A 13,817-nucleotide genomic window follows, 5' to 3' on the forward strand; every position below is an offset into this window, starting at 1 on the left:
AACCTCAACCTCCCATTCGCATAAGTTCATAGGGAATACGAATGAACTGGTATAAGGTTTCAAAAGAGTGTTAAGGTACCCTCACTTTTCATACCCAAGGATGATGCCCTCGATTTTCTCAATCGGTAATGGACCGAAATCCCGGCTGTCCGTGCCGCGCCACCAATGATCGACTAAGAGGTATACCGTATTTTCCTTCACGATGACAGGTGCCACATCCATATTGAAATAATCCCTCCAGGCCTGTGAAATGTTTCTTTTAGGAGCTGTCTTAAAATATTCTTCTTCACCCATGCCCCGCACTGTTGCTTTTCCGTAAAACGTATCGAGCTTTTTCCCGTCAATATACACTTGACCGCCTTTTATTTCTACAGTTTCACCTGGTAACCCGACAACTCTTCCGATATACATTTCAGGGATAGCCGGATTTTTTGTGATTTCGAAAGGTGGCATATGATAGTAAACAGGCTGGCCGCGCTGGAGCTTATTGAAATCGGTTGAAACGACAAGCTTTCCATGTTCGTGGGTTTCGAAATCATGTTTTCCTCTATCCATTGCATCAGAACCCCACTCAATCAAAAATGTGTGTTCAGTCTGTGGTGCGATATCTAATCGTTCAGGCGTTACATCATCAGTAATTACATCCAGTGAGTCGAGATAGGTCGTCCTTGTCGAAAACTCTACTCCGTCTTCACCTACAAGGATTCTTGGTCCAATTTTCTCGAAATTATAAGTGAACCCCGTCTCACCATCGACCTTAAGTGTATACGTATCTCCATTCTGTGTAATTGAGTAATTTTCGTACATCCCAGGGGTTAAAAAAGGTTCCTTAATATTGTATCCTCGTAATACTTTTTCCTTTGTTATTTCTGGATCAGGGCCGAACCCAGTAAATATATCTTTTATAGTCAAAGTAGTCCCGCTAAACGTTAGGAGGTAGTGTGTGGGACTCGTTAGACTAATTTGTTCCACTACCATGCCATCCCAAGAAGCAGTTACATTGTTCGTACCGGTTTCACTAAGGTTACTATACAAACCAAATCCGACCGAAAATAAAACGATTACTGAAAGGAAAGTCGGAAGCAATTTACGAATGCGAAACGATTTATTGGGACGTGTCTGCATGGAAATTTGCCGGCGCATTTTTTCTTTTTGCATGGAAGAAGGTCGAAACACTTCGCCAAGCTGTTCCAATTCACTTACGATTTTCTCATCTGATAAATGTTTCAATCGAAAAACCACCTTTCTCCAATTCGTTTTTGAATGCTTGTAACGCCCTGGATAGACACATCTTCACTTTTCCTTCCGACCAATTAAGGATGGATGCCGTTTCTTTTGTGGAGAAACCTTGGATATTCCGCAAAATGATCACTTGCTGGTAGCTTTTTTTCAGCTGGCTGAGTGCCTCGTAAACTTGCTTTTGCTGTGAATTAAGAAGTGCAACTTCCTCTGCGGAGGCATTATGCTCTTGTGATCTGAGTGCATTTAGATCGAAATAATGAATCAGAGGATGCTTCTTTCTAAAGTGGTTCATCGTCGTTGTGTACGCAATCCGAAAAATCCATGTTTTTACGGAGGAGTTCCCCTTGAACTGGTGCTCATTCGCAATCACTTTCACAAATGTTTCCTGTGTCAGGTCTTCAGCGGTATGAGAATCCTTCACAAGCATCAGGATATAGCTGTAGACGGCGTCGACATATTCATTAAACCAAGTTTCACCGGACAAATTGCTCACCTCTCTTTATCTACTACTACTTAGACACAATGTATTGGAATCGGTAACGTTTTTTTTTTCTCAATCAATCAAAAGGTTATTTTAGGTAGCGAAACCCTTCTATGTATAAAACACGAAAACAGCCATTGGATAGAATTCTTCCAAATGGCTGTTTATCACTATTAAGTGGTCTTTTTTAATTTAATCCGATAAGAAAGGCAAGTGGACAACGTCGCAGTTTCCATGTACGCCCAAGTGACGAAATCCATTGCTCCGCCCGGAAAGATACCGGTGATTGTTAATCCAGCATTCTTGCACATAGTGCTTATTTCATCGACTGTATAACAACGCAGCGATTGCGTAACAATTTCGTCGGGGTTCTCGCTGTGCCACCAGCTGTCCACCATTCGGCAGCCCGCTTCGTCGAATGAATAGATTCTTTCCGCATCATCGATTTTCATTTCTTTACCGGCTGCAATGTTGCGCCAGTAATTCGGGTTGTAAATATCAATGAGTAGTGAACCATCATCATTCACCCAATTTTTCATACGTTCAAGAAGTTTGAGTTGGTCGTCGTCGGTTCCAACTCCGAAGCCATCAAAATAGCTCACCACGTCGAATTGCTTCGAAAACTCGTATGTGTAGAAGTCGCCTAAATGTATGTCGATTGTTTTCGAAGAACGAAGTCTTGCCGCTTCGACCAATTCAGGAACTAATTCCAGCGTCGTCATGGAAATGCCACGGGCGTCTAAAGTCCGCGCGATACTGCCGACACCTGCTCCGATATCAAGCATCGTTTCGAATTTGACACCGATTTGCTCTTCAATCGTGTCAGCATCTTTTTGCAAATAGACTGCCATTTCATCTTCTATATCTCGTAACCATTCAAATTGTTTTTTGTAAAAGGGAATAACCCATTGGTTTGTCGTCATGTAAATTCCTCCTGTAATTTTTATTTCATTACAGGTGGTGCTTTAAATTCCTTGTGCCCATGTACGATCGCTCCTCTCGCCACAATTGTACACAGGGGGGGAGGGGATTGCAACTGACTATTTAGAATTTTTTCGTCTATCCGTTTGCAAGAAGCCATTCCTCAAGCAGCTCTTTTTCCCGTTCCCGTGAGATTCCCGCTTTCCAATCCGCAGCTTCTCTTGCTTGCACGTCTTGATAAATATCCGATAATGTATCTTCAAGTGGTCGGAAGGACAGTCCATCTGTGACGGCTTTCTCTATACTGATGAATGAACTGCCTTTCCACGGCTCCGATGCTCCCCCTAACGCGAATTGCTCGGGAATCCATAACGGCATTTCCGTCCATGGCTGCACCTTTTGCTCTAACATGAATTGTTCATCCGCCCAAACAAATTCAGCATCACTTCCTGTGACAGCTTTGCACGTATTCAAAAACTCTTCCATCGTTAATTCATAATCAGGGCCGGTTACATTGAAAGTCCCCGCTTTCCTGTCTTCAGCCATATTGAACACCCATGCCGTTAGGTCTTTTACGTCGATGAATTGCACAGGCCGATCCGGACGGCCAGGGACTAACACAGTTCCTCCTTGTGCCACACGCTGAACCCAGTAGGGAAGACGGTCCGTATAATCAAACGACCCGACAAGTAACCCGGCCCGTACATTCAAAACCCGCTTAGGCCAATGACTCTCGGCTTCCACTTCACAAGCTACTTTCATTCCACCGTAATATTCATAAGGGGATATGGTCCCCTCCCCAATGTTATTCAGAACTTCTGCAGGCGGGATGGAATGTACATGATAATCCTCTGCAATATTGAGCGGAATCCAATCTGGATAAACCGAGATGCTTGAAATATAAGTCAGATGCTCGACGTTATCCCCAAGTACATCTGCAATTTTCTTGATTTGACGCGGAGTCATCCCGCATGTATCCATAACCACATCCCATTTACGGTTTTCAAGTTGCGACACATCGCCATTCCGGTCACCGATCAGCTGCTCCACATCAGGGAACACCTCAGTATTGGTCCCACGATTAAACATTGTGACCTCATGCCCTCTTTTCAACGCCTCATCCACCAACGCTCTACCCAAAAAACGAGTACCTCCTAAAATAAGCACCTTCATACGAATCCCCCTTGATTATCATAACTGCCTATTATAATTTCGCGTCCCTATGGATAAAACCCTTCCAACGTATATTCCAAGGTAAATCTTAAAATACGTAGACTATTGATAAAACGATCGGGGAACTATAGAGGTAATGACATTGAAAAGTGGTGGTTTATTAAAATGGATATGAACGAGTATATCGACTTCTGTAAAAGTGGCAAGTCGACGATATTTCGAGGTGTTCATCAGATGAGAAGAATTGTTGGTGTCTATTTCATGGTTGTACTCTTCTTAGCTGGATGTTCTTCAGATAACAAGCAGGAAGTAGTTTATATTAATCAACAAGAAAACCATAAAATAGAAGTGGTTGCGGAATACCTTGCCATTCCTTGGTCGATTGAAAAAAACAAGGAAACATTCTATCTAACGGAAAGAACTGGTTCCATCGTGAAAATTGAAAATGGGGTGGAGAGGCAAAAGGTGGAACTGCAGAAAAATCTTGCAACGGCTGCAGAAGCCGGACTATTAGGATTTGTGCTTGCTCCCGACTTCCAGGAATCCAACATTGCTTATGCTTATTATACGTATGTAGACGGTTCCGGACAGTTTAATCGAATTATTACACTCTCTTTAGCTGGTGATGTTTGGAGGGAAGAAAGTGTACTTATTGATAAAATCCCAAGTGGTTCCTACCACCACGGAGGCAGGCTTAAAATTGGGCCTGATGGGAAACTTTACGCAACAACAGGTGATGCGTCTGAAGCGTCTATCGCGCAAGACTTGAATTCATTGGGCGGTAAGATTTTGAGAATGAATCTTGACGGGTCGATTCCTGATGATAACCCGTTTCCGAATTCATACGTCTATAGCTATGGCCACCGCAATCCCCAAGGAATTACTTGGTCGCCTGATGGAACACTATACGCCAGTGAACATGGAAGCAGTGCAAACGATGAAATAAACAAAATAGAGGCCGGGGAAAATTACGGATGGCCGATCATCCAAGGTACTGAGAAAAAAGAAGGTATGGTCACACCTCTATTTACTTCTGGAAAAGACTTAACTTGGGCCCCATCCGGAATGGATAACTATAATGGGAAATTGTACGTTGCCGCATTGAGAGGAACTGCTGTTTTAGAATTCAACCTTGAAACAGGAGAATACGATAAAGTTATAACCGGTTTTGGAAGAATTCGAGATGTATTGGTCGTAGAAAACTATCTCTATTTTATTAGTAATAATTCAGACGGACGAGGAAACCCACAAAACAATGACGATAAATTATACCGCATCCCGCTATTGTAAAGGTACCTGTGCATGGAACAATTCAGTTAATACAATACAATTGCATAAATATTAAAGTGAAATATTCATTTTAAAACTCTTTTGTTAACAGAAATGTATATTCATGCAAATTGGTTGAATTATCATGAATGTTTCATGCACAGGTACCGACAAAAATCTCCTTGTATATGTTCAAAGTTAATGTATAATTGGTTTTATTATTCGTGAATGAATGCAAATAAGCATAAAAGTCATGCTTGAAAACACGAATAGACAATCCAAAGACGAACTATATTTATTTATCACTAATAAATGTTCGTTGCTAAAATCTTTGACGGAAAGGGAAGTGGAGATTTAAGTATGGAAAAGTTTAATAATAAGTGGATGCGTGCTGTATTTCCTGCATTATTAATTCACTGTAGTATTGGAACGGTTTACTGTTGGTCATTGTTCAAGGGAGATATCGCGGCTTACATCGGGAGTAGCGTTGGAGAAGTGGAATGGGCGTTTAGTATCGCTATTTTTGTTCTTGGAATGTCAGCAGCTTTTGGTGGGAAGTTTGTTGAAAAAGACATACATAAGTCGTCTCTGCTTGCGGCACTATTTTTTGTTGCCGGGATGGCAGGAACAGGGTTCTTTATTTACCAAAAATCGTTGATCGGCATTTATATTTCGTATGGGGTTGTTATGGGAATTGGGCTTGGAATTGGTTATTTAACACCGGTTAAGACATTGATGCTTTGGTTTGACAAGCAAAAAGGGTTAGCGACAGGCCTTGCTGTGGCAGGTTTTGGCTTAGCGAAAGTAATTGCGAGTCCATTGATGGAAAAGCTCTTAGGTGAAAGAAACAATGATGGGCACTTGATAAATGCTTCAAACGTTTATACAATGTTTTATATTTTGGCTGGGATCTATATCGTGATGATGGTTATAGGACACATCCTTCTTAAGAAACCCGCAGGACATGAGGAAGAAAGTGTCCAGACACAAAACTTTAGTTATCTAACAGTCTTAAAGAATAAAACATTTATCGGTATATGGCTAATGTTTTATATTAATATTACATGCGGATTAGCATTGATTTCACAGGAAAAAAGTATTTTGGCATTCATCGGATTTGGAGCGATTGGTTTGGTCAGTTCCTTAACAGCTGTCTTCAATGCTGGTGGGCGAATTTTTTTCTCTTCATTAGGTGACCGGTTAAAGGATCGAAACTCCGTCTACAAGGTTATTTTCATTTCAACTATTTCGGCGTTTTTATTAACAATTGTGTTTGACGGTCTTAATAATTCCATCGCAATCCTTGTTATTGCAATGCTTTGTATCATAAATGCCGGTTACGGTGGAGGCTTTTCATCTTTACCGCCGCTGTTATCCGACCGTTTTGGTATCAACACTATCTCCACTGTACATGGTTTGACATTATCAGCCTGGGCGGTTGCAGGTCTGACAGGCAATCAGTTAAGTGCATTTATTCTTGATAAAACTCAATCCTTCGACATGTTGTTATATGTCATTATGGGGCTCTTCGCGATTGCAACGTTAATTAGTATATTCGTAGTTAAACCAGGAATAGTTGTCTTGGAAAGCGAGGCACTAAATCGAAAAGAAGAAATGGCCGCCATAAAATAAACATTAAAAAATGGGATACCCCCTAAAGGGTTCGATAGGTGGGGAGAAAACAATAAAAAACGGGGACACAATTCGCAAATGAATTGGTGTCCCTGTTTTTGTTGCTGTATCAACATGAAGGTGCTTTTTATAGATGAGAAATCTATGTTAAAATAAATAAAAGATTGTGAAATATGTTAAATAATTAACTTGGCAGTTTAGTTGAAAAAAAGGAGGGAGCAATATGAATAAAATATTAAAGGAATTTGAAGAAACAATTGATGCCATTAAGAAATTAAAAGATGTACATGAATCTAAGTTAAATGACCCAATTAGTAAAGGTAAGTGGTCAATTCGGGAGATTGTAGGGCATTTATATTATTGGGATAAGTATAACCTTGAAAAAATGGTTCCGATTATGGCTAATGGAGTAAACTTGCCACAGTTTCCAAACCATGATCAACATAATCAGGAAGCTTTATCATATCTAAGAGATCGCACAGTAGAATCTATTGTAGATGCTTTCATAGAAACACGAAAGGAACTTATCGATAGTATTTCAAAAATAGAAGAAGATGTTAGATTTACAATTGGAAAAGGCAAACGACAGTTCTCAGGTAAAAGTTTTATAAAAATCTTTTTAGACCATGATAAACACCATTTGCAACAAATAAATGGGAAGTTAAATACGTAGATTGCTATTTGTTTTAATTCTTATTGTATAATCGGGTGCTTTAGTTGAGGAACATGAGTTGTTTAGGCAACTCTTTTTTCTTTTTGAACTAACGAGGCAGGTTAGTTGAAGAAGTGTAAGCTGTTGTAAAAATGAAGTAAATAATTCTACGTCTGTCATAGAAATAATTTGAATTTTAATTTAAAATAATGTAGAATCTACAGAAATATATATATAAGGCTATGAAAAGAAGAGTAAACACACATACTATCTACAGAGACCTCTGGTAGCTGAAAAGGGTTACTATCCAAGAAGTAAGAACAAACTTGACAGTACCAAACAAAGGCAAGGAGTGAAGTTATGAAATTTCTGCTTACTTCTGGAGGCATCAAAAACAAAAGCATACACGACGAGCTAATTGACATGCTGGGCAAGCCGATTGCTGACTCAAACGCCCTGTGCATCCCTACTGCGATGTATGGACACCCATGGGTTGGCCCTGGCGTCAAAGCCTGGCAGTTCATCAGTGGTAAAGAAGAAAGTCCCATGGTCGACCTCGGTTGGAAATCCGTCGGCGTGTTGGAGCTCACAGCGCTTCCAAGCATCGACGAAAACCGCTGGATACCACTGGTTCAGGAGATAGATGTACTGTTAGTGTCAGGCGGCGACGCCCTTTACCTGTGTCACTGGATGCGTCAATCCGGGCTGGCAGACCTTTTACCGTCACTGAACTCAGTCTATGTGGGAATGAGTGCTGGGAGCATGGTGATGACACCTAACATAGGGGAGTACTTCGTTGGCTGGACTCCATTAGGCGGTGGTGATGAAACACTAGGGCTGGTTGATTTTTCAATCTTTCCGCACCTAAATCACGAGATGCTGCCGGGAAACACTATGGCTGCCGCAGAGAGATGGGCATCCAAGATGCAGGGACCAGCGTATGCGATTGACGATCAAACCGCAATCAAAGTAATCGAAGGAGAGGTAGAAGTTGTATCCGAAGGGCATTGGAAACTGTTTACACCTTAATCATACTATACGCCGGTTTATTGGTATAACCTCATGGAAAGTAGTTTGAAATAAATAGAAACTTAATGGCGCGATTCTTCAATATAGAAGAATCGTTTTTTTTCATACTCCAGTAATATTGCCAACTTAATAGAAGTATAGTCATTTGGACTATTTTTATTAACACAGTAGGATAGTTCAATAAAGAGGAGAAGTGGTTCTTCTTGTTGAATTAAACAGGTGTGTTGTTAGAAAGGGGTTTTTATATTGACAGAAGTTTTTCATATACCATATGGTGATCACCCGTCCCAATTTGGTGTATTGCGAATGCCAAATCTCACTGGACTCAGTCCGGTAGTTGTTACAATTCATGGTGGTTTTTGGCAATCAAAATACGATCTTGAGGAAAATACACCACTTGATGAAGATTTGACTCGTCGTGGTTATGCTACTTGGAATATTGAATACCGTCGAGTCGGAGAAGATGGTGGAGGTTGGTCAGGAACATTTAGTGATGTTATTGATGCTGTAAATCACCTCACTCAACTTGAGGAACGCTTTCAGCTCGACCTCTCCCGGGTGGTTATCCTTGGGCATTCAGCAGGGTGACACTTGGCTCTTTGGTTGGCATCTCGGTATAACAAAGTTCAAACGGACGGGATCGGTAATACTCTTCTTATACCTATATGGAGTGTAATAAGTTTGGCAGGGGTTTTGGATTTGAGGAAGATGTGGGAAATCCATGATGAAAAAGGGATGAGTAGTCCAGTAGCTTCATTTATTGGTGGAACACCTCAAGAAGTTTCTGAACGATATAGTTTAGCTTCACCGATAGAATTGTTACCTTTGAATGTCGAACAAATAGTAATTCATGGTGAATTAGATCGTCATGTTCCAGTTCATTTGAGTATTGAGTATCATCGTAGGGCTATTGAACAGGGCGATAAAGTTCGTTTGGTGGTACTGTTAGACGTAGAACATTTTATGGTTATTGATCCGTCATCATCGGCATGGAAATCAGTGACCGATTCACTAGAAACTTTAAAAGTAAGTTCTTGTTCTTAAACTGTGCTTTACTAAGACGGCTCAATGTTGTTATTGAACTAACTCTGCAGTTAAGTTGAAGAATGATTTAAAGACTTCAGGGGAGAATACTCATTAATTAAATCTATATTAAAGGAGTATTCGATGAAGAAAATCCTGACAATATTATCTTTTGTCCTTCTTAGTATCCATATTAATAACCATCAAGTGGTTGCGGAAAAAATTTCAGGAAATCTTGATGCCCAAAGTGAGCAACCTAATTATAAACTTATATATGATACGTTGATTACAACCCTTGACCCATCCATACAAAAGGAAATAATTAATTACTATGGATATCCCAAACAATATGGTTTATATGATGCTAAGATCTTGAGTATTACAAGAGAGCATGAGGGAAGTTTTGATTTTAACACAGAAGTCCAAGTCACAACATTTGAACATGCACATGACCCTCCTTATGGGAAGGAAACAATGACTTTTAATATAAGTCCATTTGGGATTAAAACCATTAGCTTTAAACATGAGGGAGATAAATTAGAAAAGGATATAAATGAATTTTATAAAGCAACACTTTCAGATATAAAACAGTCTTTTAATTTGAATTTAGAGTCTTACTCTTCTTACACATACAATCAATTGCAATACCAACCAGAAATAAATAATGAATTTAAATCTCTTTTTAATATTGCAGAAGAAATAGTAACCAACATTTTGCTTCCTGAGAGAAAAGTACCCTACAAAAATGTTATCGACCCTGTAACCTTTATAAAAGGCAATACAGGTTATATGCTCTTTAAAAAGTCTGATGGTACAAATGTAAATTATCAAGTACAAAAGAAAGACGGTAAATGGATAGTAACAGATGAAAATAGTAAACAAGGTAAGAAAATGGATTATAAATTACCATGGTATGTATGGGAAAAAAATTAAGCCAACTGATTAATTCAGTTAGGCTTTTTTAATAATATAATAGGGAACTTGGAGTTGTTGTTTAAAATGGCTCAAGTTAAAAAAATGTGAGAGTAATTTTCTGTAGGTGCTTTACTTGAAGATCGTTCAGTGGGGATAGGATAAGGGGGAAAATATGATTTTCGTTATTGTAGCGTTATATGGAATTATAGCGGGGGTTTTCATTTCAAAGAAAAAGATGAAAATGTCGCAAGCTGTATTACCAATGATAGCTTTAGCAATTCTTTCAAGTGTTGCTTTGGGTCAAAACTATACAGTTAGTTTAATTCCTGAAGCTAACGATGGGATAGGCATTTCCAATTTTTTAGCTGCATTTTTATTACCGAAAGTCGGTTGGACAAATGAAATGTTTTTATCGAAATTCGAATTGTATCTTGGCATTTCTATCGCGTTAATTCTCTTATATTTTATCTTTGTAGTTGTTGAGAAAGAATGAATGTTAACTCATAAGGCTTATTCAACTAACGCGGCAGTTTACTTGGAAAAGGAATCTCGTTAGAATGGGTAACACGCTATTCGAAATCTTAAATGGAGTTTTTGAATCAGTTGATTGTTATTGGCACGAATGCCTTCCTGGACAAGAAACTGCCTTTGAAATTTCCGAACAACAACCAAGAAAAGAAGTAAGTGATCAATGGTTAAATTAAATAGATTATTGAAATTCCCTTATGTAGTTTGTGGTACTATAAATAGGTGAAAAGAAATTGACTCCATTTCCTATACGTTAATGAGAAAACATGAAGGCGGGTACGCACTTGATATTAATACAGACTATTATTGATTTCATCCTTCATATTGATGAACATCTCGTTGAAATCATTAAAAACTTTGGCGGATGGTCATATGGCATCCTATTTTTAATCGTATTTGTGGAAACGGGAATTGTGATTTTCCCTTTCTTACCAGGCGATTCTCTATTGTTTGCAAGTGGTGCACTTGCAGCGTATGGGGCGTTTGACCTTGTTTTCCTATTCATTATCTTTTTTACAGCAGCGGTACTTGGTGATACTGTGAATTACCATATTGGTAGTAAATTTGGGACAGTCATCTCTTCCAATAGTTTTTTGGGGAAATTGATTAATAAAGATAAAATGGCGAAAGCTGAGGCATTCTTTAATAAGCATGGCGGAAAAACAATCGTGATCGCTCGTTTTATGCCGTTCATTCGAACTTTCATTCCTTTTGTTGCAGGGGCAAGCCGGATGAACTACCGTTATTTTTTAATCTATAATGTTGTAGGTGCATTATTATGGGTAGGTATTTGTACGGTTTTAGGCTATTATTTTGGTAATATCCCAATTGTAAAAGACAACTTTTCAACCGTCCTCTTAGGAATTATCTTCCTATCTGTGCTTCCGGCAATTATAGGGTTATTGCGAGGAAGAACCAAGAAAAGATGACAGCTTTGCCGATATTTTAAAATAAAAGGGAGTCAAACATGATCGTTCATGATTGGCTCCTTTTTATTTATTCGTATAAGGTGTAAAACGGCCCGTTCTATTAGGAAAGATTGTTCAACCCCATTGTTTGTCCATTCCATAAATTTATTCATCCATATATTAAAGTAAGAGCTGGCCAGCTTATTATGCGAAGAGTGGGGTGAAAACATATGTGTTTTAATTGTAATAGAAGACGACGTCAAGAAGATTTGATTTGTAGGTGCCGTGAGGTAAGGTCTGATCGGGACAATAGACGAGATAATGTCTTTGGTATTAATGATGACTTCAGACGAAATAATAATGTCTTTGGCATTAACGATGACTTCGGACGAAATAATAATGTCTTTGGCATTAATGATAACTTCAGACGTGACGATGACTTCAGGCGCAACGATAACTTCAGACGCGACAATGAATTTAGATGTAGATGCAGAAGAGAAAATAACCGCTGTCATGGTTTTAGATGGTAAAAATAATAGACAATCACTTTGAATGTCTACTGAAATAAAAAATCCGGCTCCGCCCATCAAAAAAAGATGAGCGGGCCGTTTTTTGTAGCCCGAAGATGCAGGACTAACTTTATGAAAACACCATCTTATCCTTGAAAACCGGTTTATTATTTCCGGATTCATCTAAAATCATCGGTTGGAGTTCATAGGCAATTCCTTTCCAGTGCAGATCGCCTTTTTCAAAACGTAAACGATTATCACGTGCTGTTTCCCTGAATAGTTGTAGTGCCGCGAGATGATCTAAATCGGATATATCATGATCAATATGCTCGCGGAACAGTTCAGATAGAAATGTCCGTGCGGTCCCCTTATCCCAAAAGGCAGCATTCATTTCGCAGTTACCGAAAAGGGAATAACGATGGAGGTTGCAAGACCCGACCGTACCCCATTCGCCATCGACAATCATTAGTTTGGAATGAATCCACACGGGGTTTCTCTTGCCATCATCACTCATTCCAGCAATTCCGGCCAATGTGAAATTGTTGAAAGCAGTTAGGTCGGCAAATTCTGTAGTCATTGCTCCCTCGGCTGGAACTACCGCAACGACTTCGACACCACGCAGCAAAGCATCGCGCAAGTTAGAGACAATTTCAGGGACGTCAATATGCTGATGCTCTAAATAGATGGAGTGACGTGCAGCTTTAATCGCCCCACAATATTGATCGAAATTCGACTGTTCGCCGGATTGAATATCAAATGGATTAGCCTGTGGAGCTGCTTGGCCATTTATGTACCTGCCGCTATGGACAGTCCTTTGAATTTGTACGAAAGCGTCGCCTGCAATCTCGGGTATAGCAGTCGGGAAGGGAAGATCGTATTTGCTGCCTTGGCCCCACAATCCATCGGACAGGTATCGCTCGCTTGCCTCATTCCAACGCTGGACGAAATTATGGTGGACATCGACGGCAGAAGGGCCTTTAAGTTCTATGTATACATCATGGTTTTGACCTTTGCCCCGATGGCCGGGTTGGACAACTGAATGGGGATTGAGATTGATGCCGCCTAAAAAAGCTGTCTCTGTCGGTTTTCCAGCATCGATCAACCAACTTTTCTGATGTTGGCAATATCCCGGCTGTGCACGGTCCCAACGAATACTGACAGTTGAATTGCTTTCTATTAACTTTGTAAAATGTTCAGGCGCACCCCAGAATGCATTTGTTTTCAGCGACTCCGTTTCCGTGTCGGGCCGCCAAAAAATAATTTTGACATCCAATCCTCTTGCTGCTGCGCGATTGAGGACATCAAGTGGGGTGCCCCTTCCGTCTGGCATTTGGCAGGATGCCCACATAAAAGTAATCGTTACCCAAACGCTGTGCTCAGCTTGTTCGATAGCTTCACAAATACGGCGAAATGCGGGTTCCCCATCAACAAGCGGCAGAAGGGCATTGCCCGAGCGGACAGGGTATGATGCTCTTTTAGGTGATGGCACATTCGGAAAACTGCTATTTAAATTGTTTGGCATTTTATTCATTCCT

Annotated in this window: 14 protein-coding genes and 1 pseudogene; 10 read left to right on the plus strand and 5 right to left on the minus strand. The window is 40.0% G+C overall.

The genetic code is table 11. The features are described from left to right. Window positions 1–81: 81 nt before the first annotated feature. The 4 genes from lepB to P5G49_RS15095 form a co-directional block, all read right to left on the minus strand. Entirely contained in the window at window positions 82–1,230 is a 1,149-nt protein-coding gene (gene lepB / locus P5G49_RS15080; protein WP_301245107.1) for a signal peptidase I, read from the minus strand. Next, complete coding sequence (locus P5G49_RS15085) at window positions 1,211–1,726, minus strand: RNA polymerase sigma factor (RefSeq protein ID WP_301245109.1); 516 nt, start codon at window positions 1,724–1,726, stop codon at window positions 1,211–1,213. Before P5G49_RS15085 ends, lepB begins: the two co-directional genes overlap by 20 nt. Window positions 1,727–1,896: 170 nt before the next feature. Then, window positions 1,897–2,646 carry a class I SAM-dependent methyltransferase gene (locus tag P5G49_RS15090; protein ID WP_301245111.1) on the minus strand — a complete coding sequence of 250 codons (750 nt, stop codon included), beginning with the start codon at window positions 2,644–2,646 and terminating at the stop codon, window positions 1,897–1,899. 136 nt (window positions 2,647–2,782) lie between these two features. Further along, entirely contained in the window at window positions 2,783–3,817 is a 1,035-nt protein-coding gene (locus P5G49_RS15095) for an NAD-dependent epimerase/dehydratase family protein (protein WP_301245112.1), read from the minus strand. Window positions 3,818–4,051: 234 nt separating this feature from the next. On the opposite strand from P5G49_RS15095, the gene P5G49_RS15100 reads away from it, so the two are divergent. The 10 genes and pseudogenes from P5G49_RS15100 (at window position 4,052) to P5G49_RS15150 (ending at window position 12,325) form a co-directional block, all read left to right on the plus strand. Further along, window positions 4,052–5,107: a PQQ-dependent sugar dehydrogenase gene (locus P5G49_RS15100; protein WP_301245187.1), complete on the plus strand. Its 1,056-nt coding sequence runs from the start codon at window positions 4,052–4,054 to the stop codon at window positions 5,105–5,107. A 339-nt stretch (window positions 5,108–5,446) separates the two neighbouring features. Next, window positions 5,447–6,718, plus strand: coding sequence for an OFA family MFS transporter (locus P5G49_RS15105; RefSeq protein WP_301245114.1), 1,272 nt, complete (start codon window positions 5,447–5,449; stop codon window positions 6,716–6,718). 223 nt (window positions 6,719–6,941) lie between these two features. Further along, window positions 6,942–7,391 carry a DinB family protein gene (locus tag P5G49_RS15110; protein ID WP_301245116.1) on the plus strand — a complete coding sequence of 150 codons (450 nt, stop codon included), beginning with the start codon at window positions 6,942–6,944 and terminating at the stop codon, window positions 7,389–7,391. Between the two features lie 339 nt (window positions 7,392–7,730). Continuing rightward, a complete protein-coding gene (locus P5G49_RS15115) occupies window positions 7,731–8,399 on the plus strand; it encodes a Type 1 glutamine amidotransferase-like domain-containing protein (protein ID WP_301245117.1) in 669 nt (222 codons plus the stop codon). Between the two features lie 306 nt (window positions 8,400–8,705). Further along, window positions 8,706–9,443, plus strand: a pseudogene (locus tag P5G49_RS17525) (alpha/beta hydrolase family protein). 123 nt (window positions 9,444–9,566) lie between these two features. After that, window positions 9,567–10,355, plus strand: a complete 789-nt coding sequence (locus P5G49_RS15130; protein WP_301245121.1) for a DUF3888 domain-containing protein — start codon at window positions 9,567–9,569, stop codon at window positions 10,353–10,355. A 154-nt stretch (window positions 10,356–10,509) separates the two neighbouring features. Further along, window positions 10,510–10,830, plus strand: a complete 321-nt coding sequence (locus tag P5G49_RS15135; RefSeq protein WP_301245123.1) for a hypothetical protein — start codon at window positions 10,510–10,512, stop codon at window positions 10,828–10,830. 64 nt (window positions 10,831–10,894) lie between these two features. Beyond that, window positions 10,895–11,041, plus strand: coding sequence for a colicin immunity domain-containing protein (locus P5G49_RS15140; protein ID WP_301245125.1), 147 nt, complete (start codon window positions 10,895–10,897; stop codon window positions 11,039–11,041). Window positions 11,042–11,149: 108 nt separating this feature from the next. Beyond that, window positions 11,150–11,794, plus strand: a complete 645-nt coding sequence (locus P5G49_RS15145) for a DedA family protein (protein WP_301245127.1) — start codon at window positions 11,150–11,152, stop codon at window positions 11,792–11,794. Between the two features lie 378 nt (window positions 11,795–12,172). After that, entirely contained in the window at window positions 12,173–12,325 is a 153-nt protein-coding gene (locus tag P5G49_RS15150) for a hypothetical protein (RefSeq protein ID WP_301245129.1), read from the plus strand. Between the two features lie 87 nt (window positions 12,326–12,412). On the opposite strand, the gene P5G49_RS15155 is transcribed toward P5G49_RS15150, so the two are convergent. Further along, on the minus strand, window positions 12,413–13,804 hold the full coding sequence (locus tag P5G49_RS15155) for a phospholipase D-like domain-containing protein (protein WP_301245132.1): 1,392 nt from the start codon (window positions 13,802–13,804) through the stop codon (window positions 12,413–12,415). Between the last annotated feature and the right edge of the window lie 13 nt (window positions 13,805–13,817).

Origin of the sequence: Sporosarcina highlanderae, from assembly GCF_030433715.1 — a bacterium.
In the GTDB taxonomy this organism is placed as follows: domain Bacteria; phylum Bacillota; class Bacilli; order Bacillales_A; family Planococcaceae; genus Sporosarcina; species Sporosarcina highlanderae.